This window comes from uncultured Methylovirgula sp. (genome assembly GCF_947646745.1).
Lineage (GTDB): Bacteria > Pseudomonadota > Alphaproteobacteria > Rhizobiales > Beijerinckiaceae > Methylovirgula.
Genome location: NZ_CANSHK010000009.1, coordinates 41839 through 63609, shown reverse-complemented (window position 1 = coordinate 63609; position 21771 = coordinate 41839). Strand labels below are relative to the sequence as shown.

At 63.0% G+C, this 21771-nt stretch carries 21 protein-coding genes; 7 read left to right on the top strand and 14 right to left on the bottom strand.

Annotated elements, in window-relative coordinates:
• Positions 1-2 precede the first annotated feature (2 nt).
• Complete coding sequence (locus Q0025_RS04255) at positions 3-1352, bottom strand: globin-coupled sensor protein (RefSeq protein WP_297296354.1); 1350 nt, start codon at positions 1350-1352, stop codon at positions 3-5.
• A gap of 191 nt (positions 1353-1543) precedes the next feature.
• Here Q0025_RS04255 and rmuC point away from each other — a divergent pair, with 191 nt between their 5' ends.
• Positions 1544-2716 carry a DNA recombination protein RmuC gene (gene rmuC, locus Q0025_RS04250; protein ID WP_297296352.1) on the top strand — a complete coding sequence of 391 codons (1173 nt, stop codon included), beginning with the start codon at positions 1544-1546 and terminating at the stop codon, positions 2714-2716.
• Between the two features lie 93 nt (positions 2717-2809).
• Here the strand turns inward: rmuC and Q0025_RS04245 are convergent, their stop codons facing one another.
• Complete coding sequence (locus tag Q0025_RS04245; RefSeq protein WP_297296350.1) at positions 2810-4138, bottom strand: outer membrane beta-barrel protein; 1329 nt, start codon at positions 4136-4138, stop codon at positions 2810-2812.
• Between the two features lie 407 nt (positions 4139-4545).
• Between Q0025_RS04245 and Q0025_RS04240 the strand changes: the two genes are divergently transcribed.
• Positions 4546-5007, top strand: a complete 462-nt coding sequence (locus tag Q0025_RS04240) for a PTS sugar transporter subunit IIA (RefSeq protein WP_297296348.1) — start codon at positions 4546-4548, stop codon at positions 5005-5007.
• Positions 5008-5022: 15 nt separating this feature from the next.
• Here Q0025_RS04240 and typA read toward each other — a convergent pair whose 3' ends face one another.
• Entirely contained in the window at positions 5023-6840 is a 1818-nt protein-coding gene (typA, locus tag Q0025_RS04235; protein WP_297296346.1) for a translational GTPase TypA, read from the bottom strand.
• Between the two features lie 205 nt (positions 6841-7045).
• On the opposite strand from typA, the gene Q0025_RS04230 reads away from it, so the two are divergent.
• Together Q0025_RS04230 and Q0025_RS04225 are read left to right on the top strand one after the other, a co-directional pair.
• On the top strand, positions 7046-7819 hold the full coding sequence (locus Q0025_RS04230) for a TSUP family transporter (protein ID WP_297296344.1): 774 nt from the start codon (positions 7046-7048) through the stop codon (positions 7817-7819).
• Between the two features lie 51 nt (positions 7820-7870).
• Complete coding sequence (locus Q0025_RS04225) at positions 7871-8368, top strand: TOBE domain-containing protein (protein ID WP_297296343.1); 498 nt, start codon at positions 7871-7873, stop codon at positions 8366-8368.
• Here Q0025_RS04225 and Q0025_RS04220 read toward each other — a convergent pair.
• Positions 8298-8696: a LysR family transcriptional regulator gene (locus Q0025_RS04220; protein ID WP_297296341.1), complete on the bottom strand. Its 399-nt coding sequence runs from the start codon at positions 8694-8696 to the stop codon at positions 8298-8300. The genes Q0025_RS04225 and Q0025_RS04220 overlap by 71 nt on opposite strands.
• Before the next feature lie 160 nt (positions 8697-8856).
• On the opposite strand from Q0025_RS04220, the gene Q0025_RS04215 reads away from it, so the two are divergent.
• Both Q0025_RS04215 and cdd read left to right on the top strand, forming a co-directional pair.
• Positions 8857-9147, top strand: coding sequence for a hypothetical protein (locus tag Q0025_RS04215; RefSeq protein ID WP_297296339.1), 291 nt, complete (start codon positions 8857-8859; stop codon positions 9145-9147).
• A gap of 60 nt (positions 9148-9207) precedes the next feature.
• Positions 9208-9651, top strand: coding sequence for a cytidine deaminase (gene cdd / locus Q0025_RS04210; protein ID WP_297296337.1), 444 nt, complete (start codon positions 9208-9210; stop codon positions 9649-9651).
• Here cdd and Q0025_RS04205 read toward each other — a convergent pair.
• Complete coding sequence (locus Q0025_RS04205; RefSeq protein ID WP_297296334.1) at positions 9638-10489, bottom strand: NlpC/P60 family protein; 852 nt, start codon at positions 10487-10489, stop codon at positions 9638-9640. The two genes, cdd and Q0025_RS04205, sit on opposite strands and share 14 nt — an antisense overlap.
• On the bottom strand, positions 10486-11877 hold the full coding sequence (locus tag Q0025_RS04200; protein ID WP_297296332.1) for a M17 family metallopeptidase: 1392 nt from the start codon (positions 11875-11877) through the stop codon (positions 10486-10488). The genes Q0025_RS04205 and Q0025_RS04200 overlap by 4 nt, the downstream gene beginning before the upstream one ends.
• A gap of 209 nt (positions 11878-12086) precedes the next feature.
• Here Q0025_RS04200 and Q0025_RS04195 point away from each other — a divergent pair, with 209 nt between their 5' ends.
• On the top strand, positions 12087-12944 hold the full coding sequence (locus tag Q0025_RS04195; RefSeq protein WP_297296330.1) for a tetratricopeptide repeat protein: 858 nt from the start codon (positions 12087-12089) through the stop codon (positions 12942-12944).
• A 39-nt stretch (positions 12945-12983) separates the two neighbouring features.
• Here Q0025_RS04195 and Q0025_RS04190 read toward each other — a convergent pair whose 3' ends face one another.
• From Q0025_RS04190 to Q0025_RS04155, 8 genes are all read right to left on the bottom strand, one after another.
• Positions 12984-13955 (bottom strand): type II secretion system F family protein, encoded by a 972-nt coding sequence (locus Q0025_RS04190; protein WP_297296328.1) that lies wholly within the window; start codon positions 13953-13955, stop codon positions 12984-12986.
• 28 nt (positions 13956-13983) lie between these two features.
• Positions 13984-14958 (bottom strand): type II secretion system F family protein, encoded by a 975-nt coding sequence (locus tag Q0025_RS04185; protein ID WP_297296326.1) that lies wholly within the window; start codon positions 14956-14958, stop codon positions 13984-13986.
• A 35-nt stretch (positions 14959-14993) separates the two neighbouring features.
• A complete protein-coding gene (locus Q0025_RS04180; protein WP_297296324.1) occupies positions 14994-16445 on the bottom strand; it encodes a CpaF family protein in 1452 nt (483 codons plus the stop codon).
• A gap of 126 nt (positions 16446-16571) precedes the next feature.
• Positions 16572-17816 (bottom strand): CtpF protein, encoded by a 1245-nt coding sequence (locus tag Q0025_RS04175; RefSeq protein WP_297296322.1) that lies wholly within the window; start codon positions 17814-17816, stop codon positions 16572-16574.
• Positions 17813-18568 carry a CpaD family pilus assembly protein gene (locus Q0025_RS04170; RefSeq protein WP_297296320.1) on the bottom strand — a complete coding sequence of 252 codons (756 nt, stop codon included), beginning with the start codon at positions 18566-18568 and terminating at the stop codon, positions 17813-17815. The genes Q0025_RS04175 and Q0025_RS04170 overlap by 4 nt, the downstream gene beginning before the upstream one ends.
• Before the next feature lie 26 nt (positions 18569-18594).
• On the bottom strand, positions 18595-20031 hold the full coding sequence (locus Q0025_RS04165; protein ID WP_297296318.1) for a type II and III secretion system protein family protein: 1437 nt from the start codon (positions 20029-20031) through the stop codon (positions 18595-18597).
• A 40-nt stretch (positions 20032-20071) separates the two neighbouring features.
• Complete coding sequence (gene cpaB / locus Q0025_RS04160) at positions 20072-20872, bottom strand: Flp pilus assembly protein CpaB (protein ID WP_297296317.1); 801 nt, start codon at positions 20870-20872, stop codon at positions 20072-20074.
• A 129-nt stretch (positions 20873-21001) separates the two neighbouring features.
• Positions 21002-21505, bottom strand: coding sequence for a prepilin peptidase (locus Q0025_RS04155; protein WP_297296315.1), 504 nt, complete (start codon positions 21503-21505; stop codon positions 21002-21004).
• Between the last annotated feature and the right edge of the window lie 266 nt (positions 21506-21771).

Here is a 21771-nt window from a genome sequence, read left to right as displayed (position 1 = left end):
GCTCAGGCGGCGCGCACCATGGTCAGGAAGTCGCGCACCTGCTTCGACAGAATTTCGGATTGGCGCGTGAGCAGCGTCGCGAGGTCAAGCACTTGTTTGGCGGCGGTGCTCGAACTGCTGGCCGCTTCGGTCACGCCGATGATGTTCCCGGTCATCTCGTGGGTGCCTGACGAAGCCTGTTCGGCGCGCCGCGCAATCTCGCGGGTTGCGATCTCCTGTTCCGCGACGGCGGTCTCGGCAGCGATGGCGATGGCGCTCACCTGTTGCGTCGTCTTGGCAATAGTGGCGATGAACGAGGCGACGTGCTGGGTCGCCGCCTGGATGCCGGCGACCTGCGCATCGATCTCCGAGGTTGCGCGCGAGGTCGCCAGGGCGAGATTCTTGACCTCCTGCGCGACAATGGCGAAACCGCGGCCTGCCTCGCCCGCGCGGGCCGCCTCAATCGTCGCATTGAGCGCCAGCATATTGGTCTGCGCGGCGATATTGCTGATGAGTACGACACTGCCGCCGATCCGTTCGGCCGCATCGGAGAGGCTGTTGACCGCGTCCTGCGTCTCGTCGGCTTTGCCTGCGGCGCGGCCGGCGACCTGATTTGATTCGTGGACGCGGGCACTGACCTCGCCGATTGCCTGCGACAGGTGATGCGTCGCGCGGGCGACGGCCTGCACATTCGCTTCCGCCTCGCGCGAGGCGAGGGCGACGGCCATCGATTGCTTGTTGGTTTCGTCGGCCGAGAGCGTCAGCGAATCGGCGGTCGCGCGCAGGTCGCTCGCCGCTGCGGCGACGCCGCTGACGATGTTGCCGACTGCATGTTCGAAGGATTTGGCGAGATGGTTCAGCGTCCTGAGCCGTTCGTCCTGACCTGCCTCGAGATAACCGTGCATGGTCGCGATCAGATCGAGCATCGTGATGCGGAAATAGGCGAGCTGGAGTTTGGCGCGCCGGCGCATCGAAAACAATTCCCAAGGTCGACGCGGCAGCCGCAACAAAATGGCTTCGAGGACGCGGGCAAGAACGAAGCTGCGGCCGCCGGCCGATAGGCGGAAATCAATGCCGAAATCATTGCGCAGCTGATAGATGCCGGCGAGCGAAGCCTCATAATCTTCGCCAAATTGCGCCTGCGTCATGATCTCCCAATGGGCGAGATATTTCTTGCGTGCCACCGCGACGCTGGCCGGGTCGCTGAAATAGGAAGGGCCGCCGAGGTTGGTCGGCGCGAGACGATAGAAGTCGTCAACCGCCGCGGTGAATTCCCGCCGCAGAAAATCATGATTCTGTCGGACGATCGCGGCGCATTCGTCGTCGATACCGTAAAATCGCCTTAGCTCGGCGAGCGTCGTTTTCGAAGTCATTGTGGCGTGCGTCTCCAGCGCCGCAAATTTAAGGGGATTTTCTTAGCGAGCGGTAACGCAACTGCAAAAAGTCAGGGCAACGTTTTGTTTGATGAAATTGTGTGCAGGGCTGGCGTCCCGCCCGATGGATCGCCCGAGGAAACGCGTTCCGGCTTCGTTCCAATGAGCGTTTTGATCTGCTAAAAGAGCGCATGGACACGATTCTCTTCACGGCTTTTGGCGCGCCGGTCTCGGCGCTCGACGTTGCAGGCCTGCTTGTTGGACTGGCCATTGTGCTGATCGTGGTCAACGGACTGTCGGGCCGGCGGGCACGCCAGCGCGATGCCGCAGAGGCCGCGGCGCGCCAGGCAGATCTCCAGGAGAGGCTTGCCGAACTCGCCCGCGCGCATGCCGAAGTCACCGGCCGCTTGCGCAGCATGGGCGAGATCCTCGGATCGCGGCAGGCCGATTTGGCGCGCTTTGTTGCCGAGCAGCTCGAATCGGTCGGCGCACGCGTCGGCCGCAGCCTCGAAGATCAGTCGCGCAACGCAAGCGAAAGCCTCGGCAAGCTAAACGAGCGCTTGGCTGTCATCGATGCCGCACAGGCGCGCTTGACGGGGCTGACCGAGGAGGTGATCGGCCTCAAAGAAATTCTCGCCAATAAACAGGCGCGCGGCGCGTTCGGCCAGGGCCGTATGGAGGCTATCGTCCGCGATGCGCTGCCGGCGAATGCCTATACGTTCCAGCATACGCTGTCGAACCGCTGCCGGCCCGATTGCGTGATCCGCCTGCCGGGGGACGAGCGGCTCATGGTGCTCGACGCCAAATTTCCGCTCGAAGCCTTCGTCGCCTTGAAGGACGCGCAGGACGGCGAGGCGCGCAAGGTGGCGGCGGCCCGCGTGCGCACCGACGTTGGCCGGCATATAGCCGATATCAAGGAACGTTATTTCATCGCCGGCGAGACCCAGGACATCGCCATTCTCTTCGTGCCCTCGGAATCGCTTTATGCCGATCTTGCCGAACATTTCGAGGATGTCGTTCAGAAGGCGCATACGAACCGCATTGTCATTGTCTCGCCGTCGCTGCTCGTCATGGCGGTGCAGGTCATGCAGGCGCTCGTCCGCGACGCGCGGGTGCGCGAGCAGGCGCATGTGATCCAGATCGAAGTGCGCCGGCTCGTCGAAGACGTGGTGCGGCTGCGTCAGAGGGTGGGCAAGCTCGGCGCGCATTTCGGCCAGGTGCAAGAAGATGTCGCCGGCATCGTGATCTCCGCCGACAAGATCGCCAAGAGCGGCGAACGTATCGATCTGCTCGATTTCGATAAGGCCGAGGTCGCCGCGCAGACGGAGATTGCCTTGGGCGGGCTCGGCAAGGCCGCCGAGTAAAGGCGCCGCCGGGCACTCGCGTGCAGAAGAATCCGGGCAAATAAAAACGCCGGCACGAGGGCCGGCGTTGATGGTTGCGATCCCGTGCCGAGATCAGAACTTCAAGATGACGTCGCCGCCGATGGTGACCATGTCGCTCTTCGTGCCGATGGTCGAGTTGTTCGGGACGTTGAAGGGCGTGGTTCCATTAAGCGACGTGTCGTAGCGAACTTCCGGCCGGAAGATGAGGGTCTTCAAGAACGGGATCGAGGCTGGCAGCGTCGGCGTGATGTTCAAGCCGGCGGTGAATTCGAAATAGGTCGTCGGCGGGCCGCAATATTCGCCGTTCGGATAGCCGTGGATGGCGTTGACCCAATCGAAGTTGCCCGGGAAGGCGCAGACATAGGTCCCGCCGCCCGCCGCATTGCCGTTGTCGCGGAAGACTTCGGCGCGGCCGTTGATCTTCAGCCAATCATAAGGCGTTTGCCAGGAGGCGTAACCGACAGCGCCATAGGTCGAGGCGCCGGTAAGGTCGTTCTTGGTATAATTGACTTCGCCGATGGCCGTGAGCTTATCCGTCACCGTCCAGGTGGCGTTCAGGTCGTTTTCGAAAACCAGCGCCGAGTTGGCGGCATTGTTCCCCGTCAACGGAGTATTGGCCTGGAAGAACGGATTCTCAGGACCGATATGCGTCGAAGCCATAACGGTGACGGCACCATTGAACAATTTGTTCAGGCCGACGCCGCCTTCGAAGGCCGGTGCGCTGTTGTTGTCGCCGGTGTACGCGGGAAGCGTCGTCTGGTTGCCGGTGCTGATACCGGTGTAGATATCGACGGTCGGATTGATATGGGTGATCGCCAAGACGCCGAAGTCATCGAACGGCTCGGGATAGTTGAAGATGTAGGAGTGTGAATAGAACAGGTTGGCGGACGGATCCGTGAAGGACTCGACGCCTTCGAGCGTCGGCCACTGGCCGATTTTCCAATCGATACCGCCGGGCGTGATCCAGGGCGTGTGAACCTGCAGATAGGCCTCGACGAGCGCGAGCTGGTATTTGGAGTTGATCCAGAATTCGCCTTCGTTGAGATAGTGAAGGAAGCGCGCATCCGTGCCGAAGTTGGCTTGCAGGACGAAGCCGACGTCATAGTCCGTCGTGCTAGTTGCGCGTTGGATCGTAAGGATGCCCGAATTCAGCATCGGCTCGTTGGCGGTCTGGTCGAACACCCGGCCCCAGTTGAGGCCGCTGCCCGGGGAATCCGGATTGCCCATGATGCCGGCATCGATTTCACCGTTGACGGTGACGGTCGACCACCAAGTCGGCGGCGGCGCCGGCGGAGCCTTTGTCGTCGGCAGATCGGCGGCCGCAGCGACCCCGCCCGTCACGCCGAGGATCGTGCCCGCACAGAGCGCCGACAGTAATGAAGATCTGCGCGAAAATGCCATTTCTATTGCCCCCAATGGATACCCATTTTCTAACGTGACAAAACTACACGCCGGTCCGCGCTAATCAACGCAAGAACCCTGTTTCGTCTTGCTTTTCTGGGGGGCGGTGTTTTCCTGCAACGAATAGGCAGTTCTTGCGCCATGTTGCCTGTGCAATCGGCAGATTTTGCGCGGTTCTTAGCCGGTCGCGGCCGCCTTCCGGAGAGGATCGCTCGGTTTTCCAAAGGGTTTCGGCGCTCGATTCGGTTTCCTGCCGCGCCCGCTTTTGGCGCGCCGCCGGCGGCGGTGGCCTATCTTCGTCTCCGACAAAGGACTATAACCCAGCCCCATAGCCTCGCCGTATCGCTCAGACGAACGAGGGGCGCTTGTCTTCGGGGCGCCGAGCAGGGCTCGGCTAGGCAATCTCAATGGAAATCCGCGAATTTCTCGAACCGTCCAATATCATTCCGCAGCTTTTCGCTACCGACAAGACGCAAGCCTTGCGTGAGCTTTCACGGCGCGCCGGCGCGGCGCTCGGGCTGCCGCAGGACGTGATTTTCAATGCCATCATCGCCCGTGAGAAGCTCGGCTCGACCGGCCTTGGGCAGGGTTTTGCGCTGCCGCATGCCCGGATCGATGGGCTTGATCACTTCTTCGGCCTGTTCGCCCGGCTCGGCCGGCCGATCGCCTTCGAGGCGGCCGACGAAAAGCCGGTCGACCTGATCTTCTTCCTGCTGATTCCGGCAAATTCCGTCGTCAATTACGTCACGGTGCTGGCGTCGATCGCACGGCGGATCCGCGATCAGGACATCGCCAAACGGCTGCGGCTTGCCGAGGACCCGGCCGTGCTGCACGCGCTGCTGACGAGCGGCCCGGAGGATACGGCCTGACGGGCGCCTGACGGATCAGGCGCTTTCCTTGGTCCGCTCGGCGCGCTTGCGTTCCGTCGGGTCGAGGATCGCCTTGCGCAGGCGGATCGACTTCGGCGTCACTTCGACAAGCTCCTCGTCCTCGATATAGGCCAGCGCCCGCTCGAGCGGCATTTTGATCGGCGGGGTGAGGCGCACCGCTTCGTCCTTGCCGGCGGCGCGGATATTGGTGAGCTGCTTGCCTTTGAGGACGTTGATCTCGAGATCGTTGTCGCGGGTATGCTCGCCGACGATCATGCCGCGATAGACCTTCTGTCCCGGCTCGATCATCATCGGGCCGCGGTCTTCGAGCTTCCACATCGCATAGGCGACCGCCTCGCCCTGGTCGTTTGAGACCAGCACGCCGTTGCGGCGGCCGGCAATCTCGCCCCGGTAGGGCGCATAGGCGTGGAACAGCCGGTTCAGGATCGCTGTGCCGCGCGTATCGGTCATCAATTCGCTCTGGTAGCCGATGAGGCCGCGCGTCGGTGCGTAGAAAACGAGCCGCAGTCGATTGCCGCCGGACGGCTTCATCTCGATCATCTCGGCCTTGCGCTCGGCCATTTTCTGCACGACGACGCCGGAATGCTCCTCGTCGACGTCGATGACGACTTCCTCGACCGGTTCGAGAAGCTGGCCCGATTCGTCCTTCTGCAGCACGACCTTCGGCCGCGACACGCCGAGCTCAAAGCCTTCACGGCGCATCGTCTCGATCAGGATTGCGAGCTGCAACTCGCCGCGGCCCGAGACGATGAAGGATTCGCCGCCCGGCGAATCCTCGACGCGCAGGGCGACATTGCCTTCGGCCTCTTTCATCAATCGGGCGCGGATGACGCGGCTTGTGACTTTGTCGCCCTCCGTGCCGGCAAGCGGCGAATCGTTGACGAGAAAAGTCATCGACAGCGTCGGCGGATCGATCGGCTGCGCCTGCAGCGGTTCGGTCACGTCCGGCGCACCGAGCGTATCGGCGACGTTGAACTTTTCGAGCCCGGCGATGGCGACGATGTCACCGGCTTCCGCCTCCTCGATCGGGGTACGTTCGATGCCGCGGAAGGCCAGGATCTTCGAGACTCGGCCCTGCTCGACAACATTGCCCTTGCGGTCGAGCACTTTGACCGCCTGGTTTGGCTTGACGCTGCCGGCGAAGACGCGGCCCGTCACAAGCCGGCCGAGATAGGGATTGGCTTCGAGCAGTGTGCCGAGCATGCGGAAGCTGCCGTCCTCGACTTTCGGCGGCGGCACGTGCCGCAGCACGAGATCAAACAGCGGCGCCATGCCTTCCTGCGGACCGTCGGGGCTTTCCGCCATCCAGCCCATTTTGCCGGAGCCATAGAGGATCGGGAAATCGAGCTGTTCGTCGGTCGCGTCGAGCGCCGCGAAAAGATCGAAGACCTCGTTGATGACTTCGTTCACGCGCGCATCCGGCCGGTCGACCTTGTTGATGGCGACAATCGGCTTCAGCCCGATCTTCAGCGCCTTGCCGACGACGAATTTGGTCTGCGGCATCGGCCCTTCGGACGCATCGACAAGCACAATGGCTCCATCGACCATCGACAGGATACGCTCCACCTCGCCGCCGAAATCGGCGTGGCCGGGGGTGTCGACGATATTGATCCGCGCATCTTTCCAGGCGACCGAGGTCACCTTGGCCATGATGGTGATGCCGCGCTCCTTTTCCAGGTCGTTCGAATCCATCACGCGCTCGGCGACGCGCTGATTTTCGCGAAAGGCGCCGGATTGCTGCAGCAGACGGTCGACGAGCGTCGTCTTGCCGTGGTCGACGTGGGCGATGATGGCGATATTGCGCAGGTTCATGCAGTTCAAATCCAGCGTTCAACGCGCGCGCCGCGTCGCGGCAGGATCGCGCATGGGTGTGACACTCTTGTCTCTACGGGAGTTACGGGCCGCCAAAAGGCCGGCTGCCCCCAATATATGGGGCGGCCTTTCGCAATTGCAGCATCCCATATACGAATCGAATTGATTTGGAAACTGGGGCTCTGGCGGCCGGAGCGGGGGCATTTTGTTGCATTTCGAAACGCTCGCGGTCCTCGCGGCGGGGGCGGCGGTCGCCGGCTTCGTCGACACCCTCGCCGGCGGCGGCGGGCTCATCACCGTGCCGCTCCTGCTTCTGACCGGCCTGCCGCCGCTGCAGGTGCTCGCCACCAACAAATTGCAGGGGAGTTTCGGAACGTTCTCGGCGGCGGCCACCTTGCTGCGGAAAGGCCAGATTTTTCGCGGCGAGATCGAGGCGGGCTTTGTTGCGGCCTTCGCCGGCGGCCTTTTAGGGGCGCTGACGGTGCGCATCGCCCAGGCTGGCGCGCTCGACCTCGCCATTCCAGTGGTGCTCACCGGGATCGCGCTCTATTTCTTATTCGCGCCGACGGCGGCCGAGATCGGCGGCGCGGCGCGCCTCGGCCCCAAGGCCTATTTCGGCGCGGCGGTACCGGGGATCGGCTTCTATGACGGCTTTCTCGGGCCGGGCACCGGGTCCTTCTTCGCCTTGGCCGGCGTCGCGTTGCGCGGCGAGCCCCTGCTCAAAGCCACGGCGCTTGCCAAAGTACTCAATTTCGGGAGCAATCTCGGGGCCTTAACCCTGTTCCTCCTGGCCGGCAAAGTCGTCTGGGCCTATGGCGCGGTGATGATCGTCGGGCAGGTGCTCGGCGCCATCGCCGGCTCGCATGCCATGATCCGCGGCGGGGCGCGGCTGATCCGGCCGCTGATCGTTGCCATCTGCCTCGTCATGCTGGCGCGCTATCTTTGGCAAAAGGGCTATTTCGCCGCGCCTGGGCGGTGAATTGACGCCAACGCCGCGGCGCGCGAAGACTGCGCGATGGATCGCGGACCGATGCAAACTCTCCCCGCCAATGACGAGACGGCGCCCCCCAGCGCCCCGCAGCTCGAAACGACGGTCTTCGCCCGCATCCTCAGCCATGATCCCGACCTGGCGCTGACCAGTCTGCTCTTCGACGATGGCGAACTGCGCTTGCCCCTGGTCGATCTGCCGCTCGGCAGCAGCGTGGTCGTGAAGATCGATGCGCGCGATGTCTCGATCGCCCTATCGCGGCCGATGGATGTTTCGATCACCAACCGGCTGCCGGGCGCCATCGACGAGATCGAATATCTGACACCGCCCTATGTGCGGGCCACGTTCAGCCTCGGCAAGACGCGGCTGCATTCGCTCATCACGCGCGAATCGGTCGTGCGGCTCGCGCTCGTGCCAGGACTTAAAGCCTGGGCGATGATCAAGGCGGTGGCGATTTCGGGGCGTGGCGTCAGGCCAGATCGCGCTCCGCAACCGCGCTCCTGGCCTTCGGGTCGAAGCTCCAATCAAGAGACGCCGTAATTTCGTCGAGCGATTTTTTCGCCGCAGTGCCGGCGTGCCGCTCGATTGACAGATAAAGCGCGACAAGCCGTTCGCCGAAGGCGGTGATTTCCGCGCCGCCGCCGCGCCGCCCCGGATAAGTCGCAACGACCGGGCTTTCGAAAGTCCGGTTCAACGCATCCACGATCAGCCAGCATTTGCGGTAGGAGAGGCCGAGCGCCCGGCTCGCGCCGATGATCGAGCGCTGCGTGCGGATAGCGTTGACGAGCTCGATTTCCTCACGCCCGAATGTGCCGCCATTGGGGAAATTGATTTCCACAGTCACCCGTGCGGAGTTTTGCCCGTCCATGACCTCTCCCTTGCGCCGGGCGCAGGCTAGCAGACGCGCCGGGGTTTGTCGCCGCGGACGCGGCCTCGACCGGCTCGCCGTACGTGCGCAAAAGCACAGAAATGCCGGTGACGACAGGGTTTTGGTCGCCCGCACCGAACCTCCCCCAAAGGTTTCCCCTATGGCCATCGAAGCCCTTTATCCAAGTCGCCGCTATCCCCAGAGCAACAATCCACTGCTTCGGCGTGAACGCCGCCGCCAGCAGCAGATCGCGGCCTTGGCCTTGGTTTTGTCCGCCCTCTCCATGGCGGCGTTGCGGGTCGTGCCGAACGAAGCGGCTGCGGAATCGCGCGCCCCGGCCGTGCAACGGGCCGCAACCATGATGCCGCAGCCGCATCGGCCGATCAGAGTGATCCCGCTCTACACAATTCCGCCCGAGCAGGCGGCCGGGATTTTCTCATATCGGAACTAGTTTTCGGCGGGTTCGGGCGATTATATCTAGCCGGGTTCCAGCTCTACGAAGCCGACGGATATGAACACCGAAAACAAGATCTCGAAAGCCGCCCTCGACAAGCTTTTCGCAGCGGCACTCGCGGCGCGCGAAAATGCCTATGCGCCTTATTCGCATTTTGCGGTTGGCGCCGCCGTTCAGACGCCCTCCGGGGACGTCTTCGCCGGCGCCAATGTCGAGAATGCCGCTTATCCCGCCGGCTGTTGCGCCGAAACCGGCGCGATTGCCGCGATGGTCGCCGCAGGCGGCCGGCAGATTGCCGATGTTCTGGTGATTGCGGATTGCGACCGCGGCATCTTGCCTTGTGGCGCCTGCCGTCAACGCATCGCCGAATTCGCGACGGAAGACGCGATGGTTCACAGCGCCGGTCCCGATGGCGTGCGCAAGAGCATCCGTTTCGCCGCGCTTCTACCCGAGGCTTTCGATCGCGAGACGCTCGACAGCGAGCCGGTCAGAGCCGTTTGATCGACGTGATCTCGCCGGCGCCTTTTTGGCGGTTACGCGCGCGCGCTTGCGCCAAAGGCTCCGCGGCGACGAGCATATGGTGGCCGTTGGCATGCACGAGCGTAGCCGCATCGCGCATGATGCCGACGTGACCCTTCCAGAAGACGAGGTCCCCGCGGTTGAGATGGGCGAGCCCATCGTCCGCCGGTAACGCACGGCCCAAGGCCGCCTCCTGCAAATCCGTGTCACGCGGCGCAGCGTGGCCCGCAGCGGCAAGCGCGATCTGCACCAGGCCCGAGCAATCGATGCCGAGGCTGGTCTTGCCGCCCCAGAGATAGGGGCTGCCGAGCAAAGTCTCTGCGATCGTAACGAAGTCGGTGGCCGCCTCGGCAAGCGGCATGAGATGCGCGGCAAAAACGAAGCCGCCTTCTGCAAGCCGAGCGAAATCACCCGCCATGTCGGTGATCTGCACTGCTGCGCCACGTGGCAATGCAGCTTGCGCCGGCAGCTTCATGTTTGCCGCCGGATAGATAAAGGTGCGGTTGACGCCGACGCGATGCGTCGGCGCGGCGGGTCCTTCGGCCAATGCTTCGCGCGACAGATAGCCGACATAATGGTCGGCTGCGAGCTGTACCCAAGCCCAGCCTTCGTGCTCCTCATAAAGCATGACGTCTTCGCCGAAGAGAACTTGCGTATCGATCGGCGCGTCGAGCGCCGGCACGCGGCGCAGGTCGGCGGTCTCGGTGCGCAGGCGCATCGGCCGGCCTTCGACAAAGTGCGAAGCCTCGACGCTGCCACGCAGCTGCGCGGCGGCGAGATCGGGCCGCGCCGGGGTCAGCCGGGGATCGAAAGCGATCACGCGTGTGCTCCGTAACGGGCTTCGAGAAGATCGAAGAGGAGACGCGCGACTTGAATTTCGCCGCCCTCCGGCCGCGCCGGTTTTGCGTTCGGCGTCCAGGCATAGAGATCGAAATGCGTCCAGCTTTTGCTCTTCTCGACGAAGCGTTTGAGGAACAAAGCTGCTGTGATCGATCCGGCGAAGCTGCTGTTGCCGCTGTTGTTCACATCGGCCAGCTTGCTGTCGATCAGTTTGTCGTAAGGCGCCCAGAGCGGCAGCCGCCAGACCGGATCGTTGGCGGCCTTCGCCGATTTTTCGATCTCGGCGGCGAGCCGGTCGTCCTGCGTGTAGAACGGCGGCAGGTCGGGGCCCAGCGCGACGCGCGCGGCGCCGGTCAGCGTCGCGAAATCGAAGAGCAAGTCGGGCGCCTCCTCATCGGCAAGCGCCAGGGCGTCGGCGAGGATCAGTCTGCCTTCGGCATCGGTATTGCCGACCTCGACGCTGAGGCCTTTGCGGCTCGGATAGATGTCGCTCGGCCGCATCGCGCTGGCCGAGATGGCATTCTCCACGATCGGCAGCAGAACCCGCAGCCGCACTGGCAGGCCCCGATCCATGATGAAATGCGCCAATGCCAGGGCCGTCGCCGCGCCGCCCATGTCCTTTTTCATGAGGATCATGCCGCTCGACGGCTTGATGTCGAGGCCGCCGGTGTCGAAGCAGACGCCTTTGCCGACAAGCGTGACTTTCGGCGCCGCTTCCGGGCCCCAGGAAAAATCGACGAGCCGGGGCGCCTTCGCCGCAGCGCGGCCGACGGCATGGATCAGCGGAAAATTTTCTTCGCGCAGCGCGTCGCCGAGCGTGATCGCGGCTTCGGCACCGAATTGCGCCGCAAGCATCACAGCCGCCGCTTCGAGCGCATCGGGGTCGAGGTCGTTGGCGGGTGTATTGATGAGATCACGGCCAAGCGTCACGCCGGCGGCGAGAGTCTTGATCCGCGCCAGGTCGATGTCGGCGGGCGGCACGAGCTGCGCTTGATCGTGCTGCTTCTTTTTTTTGTATTTATCGAAGCGATAGGATGCGAGCGCCCAGGCTAGAACCGCGAGCGCCGTATCGTGCGGTGCGTTGGCGAAGCGATAGACCGCGGGCGGCAGTACCGCGGTGAGCTTGCCGGGCAAAAAGGCATCGCGATGAGGTGTCGACTTACCCTCAAGTCCGAAGAGCACGTGGCCGAGCCGCCCTTCCGCATCGGGAATCACGAGGTGCTGGCCGGGAGTCGGTTCGAATTTCGAACTGGCGGCAAAGTGCGCCGCTGGCGCCGGCAAGGCGGCCTTGATCTCCGACCAGGACTCCTGCGTCACGAACCTGATCGGCACCGCATCGGCCGGCGAGGGCCTCTCGTAAAAAGCCATTCAAACATCTCCTTCAACACAAACTTTAAGCGAAGCGGCATGTCCATGCAGCCGATTAAAGCCGCAAACAGGTCGTTTAACAGTTTATTAGGGTTAACTTTTTATTTCTAACGTCAGTTGGAAATGAGGGTCAATCCATGCGCATGTCTTGCACCGCGAGGCGCTGTGCCATCCCTGCGAGGCCATCTCGGGCATGGCTCAAGAGCGCCGTGGCGCCGGCCGCGCTCCTCATCGCGGCGCTCTGCCTCGCCGGCTGCCATAATATCAGCGACGACATCACCGGCTCGATCGGCCAGGATTCGGTGCCGCCAAATTCGCCGGCCCAGCTTCAACGCTATACCGAGGATCTCGGTCAGCGTTATGACGCGCAGCCCTACGACAAACATACCGCCATGGCTTACGCGCGCGCGCTACGCGCCAGCGGACGCTACGATCAGGCTGTGGCCGTGGCGCAGCGGCTCGCCGCCAAATATCCTAAGGATATGCAAGTGCTCGGCGCTTATGGCAAGGCGCTGGCCGAGGACGGACGGCTGCGCGAAGCCGAGACCATCTTGCCCGAGGCGCATACGCCCGACCAGCCGAACTGGTCGATCCTTTCGGCGCAGGGCGTCGTCGAAGATCAGCTTGGCGATCACGATCAGGCACAAGCCTATTATCGCGCCGCGCTGAAGATTGCGCCGAACCAGCCGGAAGTTTTGTCGAACCTCGGTCTTTCCTACGCGTTGTCACGACAATTGCCGTTGGCGGAAGAGACCATGCGGCTCGCCGCGGCCCAGCCCGGCGCCGATACGCGCGTGCGGCAGAACCTCGCACTGGTGCTTGCCCTCGAAGGCAAGTTCGATGCGGCGCAGGGCGTCGCGCAGGAGGATTTGTCGCCGGTCGACGCGGCGGAGAACGTTGCTTCGATCAAAGAGATGATCGCACAATCGGACACGTGGAATCAGATCCGCAGCTACGACAAGCCGAAACTCGCCGCAGCCGCCCCGCATCGGGTCCGTCATTACGCGCGGCTCAATAAAACCCCACCGGAAGACCTGCGCCCGACCCAGGTCGGTGCCGCCGACTGAGACGGGTTTGCTGCCAGACCGGCGCGGCAGATCCTCGCATCAGTGCATCGTCGCCGTGACTTGGATCATGGCCGGCGTGATGATCACCGCAAAGAGCACCGGCAAGAAGAACACGATCATCGGAACGGTGAGCTTCGGCGGCAAAGCCGCGGCTTTCTTTTCCGCCTCGTTCATCCGCCTCTGCCGGCTTTCGTTGGCGACGACGCGCAGCGCCTGACCGAGGGGGGTGCCGTAGCGCTCCGCCTGGGTCAGAACGGTCGAGATTTGCTTCAGCGACTCGACGCCGGTCCGGGCGGCGAGATTTTCAAACGCTTGGCGCCTGTCGGACAGATACGAGAGCTCAGCGGTCGTCAGCGTCAATTCCTCGGCGAGCGGTATGGATTGAGCGCCGACTTCCTGCGCGACCTTGCGGAAGGCAAGCTCGATCGACATGCCGGATTCGACGCAGATGAGCATCAGGTCGAGCGCATCGGGCACCGCTCTCGACATCGACTTCTGCCGCTTGGCGATCGTATTGCTGATATAGATTTCCGGGGCTTTCAGCCCGAGATAGGTGGCGGCGATGGCCGCGCCGATTTTCATCATCGTCGGCCAGCCGAAATTGCTTAAAAAGAACAGATAAAGAAGCGCGAAGACGAACAGTCCGATCGGCGTCACGAGACGGAAGAAGAGGAACCCGACTTCCGCCTGGGGGCCGCGGAAGCCCGCCATGATCATCTGCTTCTTCGCCTGGTCAGTACCGAGCCAAGACGATAAATTGAACCGATCGACGATGTTCTTCATATAGGCTTTGGGCTGCTGGCGCAGGCTGATCTTCGACTCGTTCAGCCGTTCACGCTCGCGCGCGCGGATGCGCTCGCGTTCCGAGGCGATGACCTTCATGCGCCGGCCGAGCTTGTCGGAGTCAAACAGCGACATGGCAAGCGTGAGGATCGTGGCGAAAGTCGCGATCGCGACGAGAGCCGCCAAAATCGTCTGTCGGTTCAGCAGAAATTCAATCAGATCGTCCATGCCGGTTCGCCTATCGGTTGCTTTTGCATCAATAGTCGAAATTGACCATTTTGCGCATGATGAAAATGCCGATTGCCATCCAGATCGCGCTCGCAGCCAGGACGATTTGGCCGACCGGCTTCGTCCACAGCAGAGAGATGTAGCTGGGGCTCGTCAGATAGACGAGGCCGGCGACGATAAAGGGCAGCGAGGCGATGATCATCGCCGAGGCTTTCGCTTCGGACGAAAAGGCCTTGATCTTACCCTCCATCATCTTGCGATCGCGCAACACGCCGGAGAGGTTCGACAAAGCCTCGGAGAGATTGCCGCCGGCCTTTTGTTGGATGTTGATGACAATGGAAAAAAAGCTCGTCTCGGTGATTGGCACTTGTTGGGCGAGACGCTCGCAGGCCTCCGAAATCGATAAGCCCATGGTCGCCGATTCGACCACCTGGCGGAACTCGCTGCGCACCGGTTCGTCGACTTCGGCGGCGATGATGCGCAGGCAGTCGCCGAGCGGCAGGCCGGCCTTGACGCCGCGCACGATGATGTCGATCGAGTCCGGAAACAGATTGACGAATTTCCGCAGTCGCCGCTTGGCGAGAAAGTCGAGCGCCCAAATCGGCAGGCCGAAGCTGCCGGCCAAAGCCGCGGCGGCGGCCAGATAGGGCTTGTGGGTCAAGGCAAAAAACAAAAATCCGAGCAGAAGACCGGAGAGTGCGGAATAGACGAAGAAAACCTGCCGCGACATACGCAAACCGGCGCGGGTGATCCGTGTATCGAGGCTCGCGCGTTTGCGGGCGTTGCGGCGCTCGATCTCTTTCAGACTATCGGCGATCTGCTTGCGCCGCGCCGTGGCATCGGGCTGTCTGTCGATTGGCCTGCTGCGGGCAGGGGCCGAGAAGACCGCCTGGCGTTTTTCGGCTTGGCGTTCGCCGCTGAGCAGCGGATAGACGAAGACGAAGCCGAAGCCGCCGACCGCGATCGTCGCCAACAGAGCCGAGAGCAGGGCGTGAATGGGCATGATTTAGCCTCGCATCGCGGTATGGCGCATGGCGGTCATGCGCTGTTCTTTTCGCTGGCGTCGAGCGCCGCGGCGAGCCGCACTTCCTCGCCGAAATAACGAGCGCGTTCCCAAAACCGCGGCCGGCCGATGCCGGTCGAGCGGTGCTGGCCCTTGATACGGCCGGAGGCGTCTTCGCCGTCGATTTCATAGACGAGCAGATCTTGGGTCGTGACGACATCGCCTTCGAGCCCCATGATCTCGGTGATGTGGGTGACGCGGCGCGAGCCGTCGCGCAAGCGCGCCGTCTGGATGATGACGTCGATCGACGAGACGAGCATTTCGCGCACCGTGCGCGCCGGCAGCGCAAAGCCGCCCATGGTGATCATCGATTCGATACGGCTGAGCGCTTCGCGCGGCGAGTTGGCGTGCACGGTGCCCATCGAGCCGTCGTGGCCGGTGTTCATCGCCTGGAGCAGGTCGAACGCTTCCGGGCCGCGGACCTCACCGACGATGATCCGCTCGGGGCGCATACGCAGGCAGTTGCGGACGAGATCGCGCATCGTCACGGCGCCGCTGCCCTCGAGGTTCGGCGGCCGGGTTTCGAGCCGCACCACATGCTGCTGCTGCAATTGCAGTTCGGCGGCGTCCTCGCAGGTGATAATGCGTTCGCCGTCGTCAATATAATGGGTGAGGCAGTTGAGCAGCGTCGTCTTGCCGGAGCCGGTGCCGCCGGAAATCAGGACATTGCAGCGGACGCGGCCGATGATCTTCAGGATTTCGCCGCCCTCGGGCGAGACGCAACCGAAGCGAATGAGCTGTTCGAGTGTCAGCTTGTCCTTGCGGAATTTGCGGATCGTCAGCACCGGCCCGTCGATGGCGAGGGGCGGCGCGATGACGTTGACGCGGGAGCCGTCGGCGAGGCGGGCGTCGCAGATCGGCGAGGCTTCGTCGACCCGGCGTCCCACTTGGCTCACCATCCGCTGGCAGATGTTCATGAGCTGCGCATTGTCGCGGAAGCGAACGTTGGTGAGCTGGATCTTGCCGCCGACTTCGATGAAAGTCTGCGTCGCGCCATTGACCATGATGTCGGCGATCTCGTCGCGCGCCAGCAAAGGCTCGAGCGGGCCATAGCCCAGGACGTCATTGCAGATGTCGTTGAGCAGGTCTTCCTGCTCGGAAATAGACATCACGATGTTCTTGATCGCGATGATCTCGTTGACGATGTCGCGGATTTCCTCGCGCGCGCTCTCGGCGTCGAGCCGGGCCAGTTGCGACAGGTCGATGCCCTCGATCAGGGCGCCGAAGATCATGCTCTTGGTGACGTAATATTCGTCCGAGCGCCGGGCTTCGGCGGGCGGCGGCGGGGCGGCGGTCGGCGGATCGATGGTGACCGGCGCAGTCTTGCGTATGCTCTCGGACACGGTGCGGAAATTCGTGACTGTGGCCGCCGGTGCCGGCGCGCGCACGGGCGCGCTTTCGCTTGCGGGCGACCGCTTTCCGAACATGCCTTACTCCTCTTTCGCGGGTGCCTGGAAGGCGATCACGCAAACCTGCCGCACCTTGCGCCTAGCAAATCGCGCAAGCCTAAAAAAATCCCTACGAAATATGCGCATTTGGCCGCCTGACGGCGGTCACGAGGCCCGGCTCAAGCCCAGCTTCAACTTGAATGGCTCGAGCAAATTCTTTCTGGCCTTGCGGATTTCCGCCCGGCCGGTCACGGCGCGCGCTAATTCCAGGATCGTCTCGTTAATTTTGCTGGCCGGTTCGACCTCGGCGATCATCTGGCCATTGTTGGCGGCCGTGCCGAAAAGCTTCGGCTCGAAACCGATGAGGCCCATCGGGTCGAGATCGACTGCCTTGGCGAAATCGGAAGCAGCGATTTCCGGCCGCTTGGGCACGCCGACGAAATTCAGGATCAGCTTGGGTTTGGCATCGTTCGGCCGGGCGGCACGGATCGTATCGAGCAGGCTCTTGGCGTTGCGCAGATTGGCGAGGTCGGGCGCGGCGACGAGGACGATCTCGTCGGCACCGACGATGACGCGCCGCATCCAGGCGGTCCATCCATGTGGAATGTCGAGGATGACGCAAGGCGTCGACGCGCGCAGGATATCGATGATGGCGTCGAAGGCTGTTTCGGGGAAGTCGTAGATCCGGTCGAGCGTTGCCGGCGCGGCAAGCAGCCCGAGCTTGTCGCCACAACGCGACAGCAGCCGGTCGATGAGGTTGGAATCGACCCGGTCCGGCGCAAAGACGGCTTCGGCGATGCCTTGCGGCGGATCCTGATTGAAGTCGAGCCCCGCCGTGCCGAAGCCGAGGTCGAGATCGACGAGCGCCGTCTGGATGTCGAAGTCGCGCGGGATCGACCAGGCGACGTTGTGGGCGAGTGTCGAAGCCCCGACGCCGCCTTTGGCGCCGACGAACGCGACGATCTTGCCGACGGGCTCCGCGCCGGCGCCGCTGTAAAGGCGCGAAACGGTGCGAATGAAATCAAGCACGGTGAACGGCGCGACGAGATATTCGCTCACGCCGCGCGACATCAGTTCGCGGTAGAGCACGATATCGTTCATGCGTCCGCTCACCAGGACTTTGGTGCCGGCGTCGCAGAATTCAGCCAGCGCGTTCAGATAATCGACGAGCTCTTCGCGCTTGGCCGTGGTTTCGAGAAAGATGACGTTCGGGGTCGGCGCCGAGCGATAGGCTTCGATCGCCGCGGCGGCGCCGCCCATGTGAAGCTTGACGTGCGCGCGTTCCATCCGCCGATCGCCGATCGCCGATTGGACGATCTGCGCGACCTCCGGCGTTTCGCAAAAAGCCTGCATCGAAATGCGCGGAATGGGCGCAATCTGCTCGGGCTGGACGTCCAAATCGTCACTCATTGCGTGCTTCCGATATTGCTGATGTCGGTACTCTTGACCCTCCAATTCGTGGTCGGATCGGTGCCCTGGCGGACTTGGGCAATAGCGCGCGCCTGCATTTCGGTGTCGGCCGGATCCTCGGCGCGCGGCTCGACGAGATCGCGCGGATCGGCGACCTGTTCCGCGATCATGCTCTGATAGGCGCAGCCGTAATTCCAATAGGGCGTGTTGTCCCATCCCTGCAGACCGCCGCCTGAAGCAAGGTCGGCCGGCCATTGGCCGCAGGGATCGGCGACCTTGGACTTGAGGCCGACGAAGCTCAAGCGCACCGGCGAGGCGAGATCGCCGTTGACGACCGGATAGTTTGTGACCTGCAACGGTGCCCGCGCCCCGCCGGCCGCGAGCGCGCGGCGGACCCATTCGATCCGCGAGCGATCGGCGGCGCCATAGCCGCCGGCCGGGATGAAGACCTGGATCGGGCCCTGGCCGGTCGCGCGGTAGAGCGCGCCATATTGGGCGACCTGTTCGTAAGTGTGTCGGTCGAGGCCGCGCATCTCGCGTGGCGGAAAAATGTCGAGTTTTTGCGCAGCCTCGGCGAGAACGATCGGATGGCGGTTGCGGTAATCCTGCATCGGGATCGATGAAGTCCGCATCCGGTCGACATTGGTCGCGCATCCGCCGAGCAGCGCCAGAGCGCCGAGCGGCAGGAGCAGGAGGCCGCGGACGGGGCCGTTCCGGCGGGCCTGGGCTTTTTTCTTCAATGAGGTTGGCATGGTCAGTCCCACGTTTCCCTGTCGGCTCAGTTCAAGATGAAGCCGATGCGGCCTTTGAAATTCTTCACAGCTTCGGGGTTGTTCGGCGAGGCATAAAGGCGATTGATGCGGCCCAGCAGCCAGGCTTGCGGATCGGTCGAATCGGCGAAGCCGTCATCCGGGCGCGCCAGCGCAGCGGTCGTCGTCGGGCGCACGAGATAGGGCGTCACGATGATCATCAGCTCGGTCTCTTGCTTCTGGTAGTCGCGCGAGCGGAAGAGCGTGCCGAGGATCGGCAGGTTCATCAGGCCGGGAAAGCCATTGATGACTTGCGCCATCTCCGTCTGGAGCAATCCGGCCGAGGCGATCGAGCCGCCGGACGGCAGTTCGACGCTGGTCGAATTTTTGCGTGTCAAAAGGCCTGGGGTCGGCACGCCCTGAATAAGGACCGTCTTGGTGTCATCGATATCGGTGACTTCGGTCGAGAGGTGCAGAAGAATGCGGCCTTCGCTCATGACGATCGGCGCGAAGGTCAGGTTGACGCCGTAGGGTTGATAAACGGCGCCGCCGGAGCAAACCGTCGTCGTCGCGCCGGGGCATTGCGTCGGCGGACCCGGGATCGGGAACTCGCCGCCGACCGTGAAGGTCGCGGTCTCGCCCGAGACGGCGGTCACGGTCGGCTCTGCCAAGACCCGGGTCACGCCGTACCGTTCAAAGGCTTGCAACGTCGCCGAGACGGTGTTCGACGGGTTGTGAAGCGTGATGCCGCTCGTCTGTCCGGTGGGCGATGTGGCGATATTGCCGTTGATGCCGAACGGGTTGTACTGCGTGAACGGCCCCCAGGTGCTCGAGGTCAGGCCGAGCTGTTTGGCGACATCGCGGCGAATTTCCGCGACCGTCACTTTCAGCATGACCTGATCGCGGCCGCGGATGACGAGAGAATTGACGACGAGGTTTTGCGATGAGCCGGCGCCGCCGGTGGGGCCGAGTTCTTTTACAAAGCCTTGGGCGATGTCGTCGGCACGCTGCGCCTCTTCGGGTGAATCGACCTCGCCCGAAAGGATGATCGTGTCGTTGACGGTACGGGCAATGACGTTCGAATTCGGCATGGCCGCCCGCAAAATCTGCTGCAATTCACCGACGTCCCGGCCGATGCTGATCTGCAGCGCAGCGATCTGGTGACCTTCCTTATCCATGGCGAAAACGGTCGTCTGGCCATTGTCGAGGCCGATCACATAGAGCTTGCGCGCCGAGCGGACGATGGCATTGGCGACTTTCGGATTGCCGACGAAGATTTCGGACGCATCCTGCGGCAGATCGACGATGACCGACTTGCCGACGCCCATCGAAATGCGCCGCGTATAGGCGGCATCGCTGCCGTCCTCGATCTGCATCCGCGACTGCGCGCATAGGTCCTTGACCGGGGCGAGCAGGATAAGCGCTGCGGACAATCCGCAAACGAAAGTCGAAACGCGGCGTTTCATGCGAAGAATTCCTTGAGACTGTTTTGTGTCCGCCTTCAACTCAACGCACGCGGCCGGGAGCCGGGATACCGAAACGAACGATTGTGTAATTCGTGTCCTTGTCGGGTGCATCGCCGCTGGCGGTCGTGCTCGAATCGGACATGCTGCGTAAGCTGAGGGAAAGCTGGCCGACGCGTTGTGCGAGAATGATCTGCTCAACCTGGCGCGGCGTCAGTTCGAGGGTCGCGTTGGAGCCGCCGATCACCGGCTCTTTGCCGGGCTTTTGAATGCTTTCGCCGATCGCCAGCACGCGGACATTGTGCAGGATCGTTTCGCTGACCATGCCATCGCCGCCATCGGCGCGCGCCACATCGTCATCCTTGAACGTGTGGATCACATCGACATGGTCGCCGGGAAGAATGAAATTGCCGGCCGTCGTGCCGCCTTGCGGCTCGATGGCAATGGCCACGGCGCGCATGCCGGAGGGGAGCAGCGCCGCCATGAAGCCGGCCTTGCCGGGCTGGATGAGACGGTCGCGATAGACAGGCTCGCCTTCGCTCAGATGGCTGCGGACGAGCCAGCCGGTGAATTCGTTGATCGCGCCGGGGTCTTTTGCCTGCACGATCGAATCGGGCGGCGCGCCGTTTTTCGGCCAGCTCTGCCAACGCAAATCGCCTTGCTCGATCATATTGCCGAATGGGATGTCCTGGCCGGCGACAAGAACCTGATCCATCGCCGGCGGCGGCGCCGGCACGGCGATCTTAATGGGCGCCGGGGACTTCGGGCCGCTCAGGAACATGAAAAACGCCCCAACGCCGGCGAGCGCGGCGGAGCCAAGGATGACGAGGCGGGCAGTTTTCATATGCTGAACCAATCGACGCGGATGTTTGAACCCACCTCGAATACGACCATGCAAACGTCAAATTAAGGTTAACCAAACCTCTCCAATTGCGCATGGTTGCGCCGCGGTAAGACAGCTAAGCTCAGTTCGCTAGCGCGCGACGGCGGAGGCCCAGATCGCCGTTTCGGGATAAAGCACGAGACCGGCGACCGCTAATGCGATGCCATAAGGCACGCCATTGGCTTTGTCGTGCAGCCGTGCGAGCCACGTCTGGCCGAGCAGCACGGGCGGTAAAGGGTAGCGACGCAAAACGAGAATGGAAAGCGTCAAAACGCCGCCGAGCACCGCAGCATAAAGGCTATAGTCGGCGAGATGATCAAAGCCGAACCAGAGCGCGGTTGCCGCCGCGAGTTTGGCATCGCCGCCGCCGATCCAGCCGCGCGCGAACATGAAAAAGGTAATGAGGAGAACCATCGCCCCGGCGGCGGTGTGCAACTCGATGTCCTCAACCGGCATGGCCAGCGCAAGAGCCAAAACGAAAAAGATCACGATCAGCGCCAGCGAGACGAAATTCGAAATCGTCATGGTGAAGAGATCGGAAAAGGCGGCATAGGCCATAAGAGCGGGGAACAAGACGAGCGTGGCGAAGATCATGGTCCGGCCTGTGGCGGCGGGGCGTCCCGCATGCGGCTTAAAGATTAACGGGGTTGCGTTTACCGGACGTTAACGGCTTTGAACCCGGGCGCCGCGCTAGCGAGCCCCGACCGGTCGCACGCAAAGCGTCTCAAATTGGCGCATGGCCGGCAGGCGGGTCCGCCGAGAAAAAATCTGCACGGAATATCCGTGCGAGAAGGCGCCGCACGGCGCCGAGGATCTGCGGCCCGCGCCGTTCATGTGAGGCCGGGCCGCAGATAAGTCGT

Bases quoted from the DNA above. Each gene is read 5' to 3' on its own strand.
- cpaB (WP_297296317.1), bottom strand. From the start codon at position 20,872: ATGAAAACTGCCCGCCTCGTCATCCTTGGCTCCGCCGCGCTCGCCGGC.
- Q0025_RS04255 (WP_297296354.1), bottom strand. From the start codon at position 1,352: ATGACTTCGAAAACGACGCTCGCCGAGCTAAGGCGATTTTACGGTATC.
- Q0025_RS04220 (WP_297296341.1), bottom strand. From the start codon at position 8,696: ATGGACGGGCAAAACTCCGCACGGGTGACTGTGGAAATCAATTTCCCC.
- Q0025_RS04180 (WP_297296324.1), bottom strand. From the start codon at position 16,445: ATGTTCGGAAAGCGGTCGCCCGCAAGCGAAAGCGCGCCCGTGCGCGCG.
- Q0025_RS04245 (WP_297296350.1), bottom strand. From the start codon at position 4,138: ATGGCATTTTCGCGCAGATCTTCATTACTGTCGGCGCTCTGTGCGGGC.
- Q0025_RS04185 (WP_297296326.1), bottom strand. From the start codon at position 14,958: ATGCCCATTCACGCCCTGCTCTCGGCTCTGTTGGCGACGATCGCGGTC.
- Q0025_RS04155 (WP_297296315.1), bottom strand. From the start codon at position 21,505: ATGATCTTCGCCACGCTCGTCTTGTTCCCCGCTCTTATGGCCTATGCC.
- Q0025_RS04240 (WP_297296348.1), top strand. From the start codon at position 4,546: ATGGAAATCCGCGAATTTCTCGAACCGTCCAATATCATTCCGCAGCTT.
- typA (WP_297296346.1), bottom strand. From the start codon at position 6,840: ATGAACCTGCGCAATATCGCCATCATCGCCCACGTCGACCACGGCAAG.
- rmuC (WP_297296352.1), top strand. From the start codon at position 1,544: ATGGACACGATTCTCTTCACGGCTTTTGGCGCGCCGGTCTCGGCGCTC.
- Q0025_RS04170 (WP_297296320.1), bottom strand. From the start codon at position 18,568: ATGCCAACCTCATTGAAGAAAAAAGCCCAGGCCCGCCGGAACGGCCCC.
- Q0025_RS04165 (WP_297296318.1), bottom strand. From the start codon at position 20,031: ATGAAACGCCGCGTTTCGACTTTCGTTTGCGGATTGTCCGCAGCGCTT.
- Q0025_RS04215 (WP_297296339.1), top strand. From the start codon at position 8,857: ATGGCCATCGAAGCCCTTTATCCAAGTCGCCGCTATCCCCAGAGCAAC.
- Q0025_RS04190 (WP_297296328.1), bottom strand. From the start codon at position 13,955: ATGGACGATCTGATTGAATTTCTGCTGAACCGACAGACGATTTTGGCG.
- Q0025_RS04200 (WP_297296332.1), bottom strand. From the start codon at position 11,877: ATGGCTTTTTACGAGAGGCCCTCGCCGGCCGATGCGGTGCCGATCAGG.
- Q0025_RS04175 (WP_297296322.1), bottom strand. From the start codon at position 17,816: ATGAGTGACGATTTGGACGTCCAGCCCGAGCAGATTGCGCCCATTCCG.
- Q0025_RS04225 (WP_297296343.1), top strand. From the start codon at position 7,871: ATGCAAACTCTCCCCGCCAATGACGAGACGGCGCCCCCCAGCGCCCCG.
- cdd (WP_297296337.1), top strand. From the start codon at position 9,208: ATGAACACCGAAAACAAGATCTCGAAAGCCGCCCTCGACAAGCTTTTC.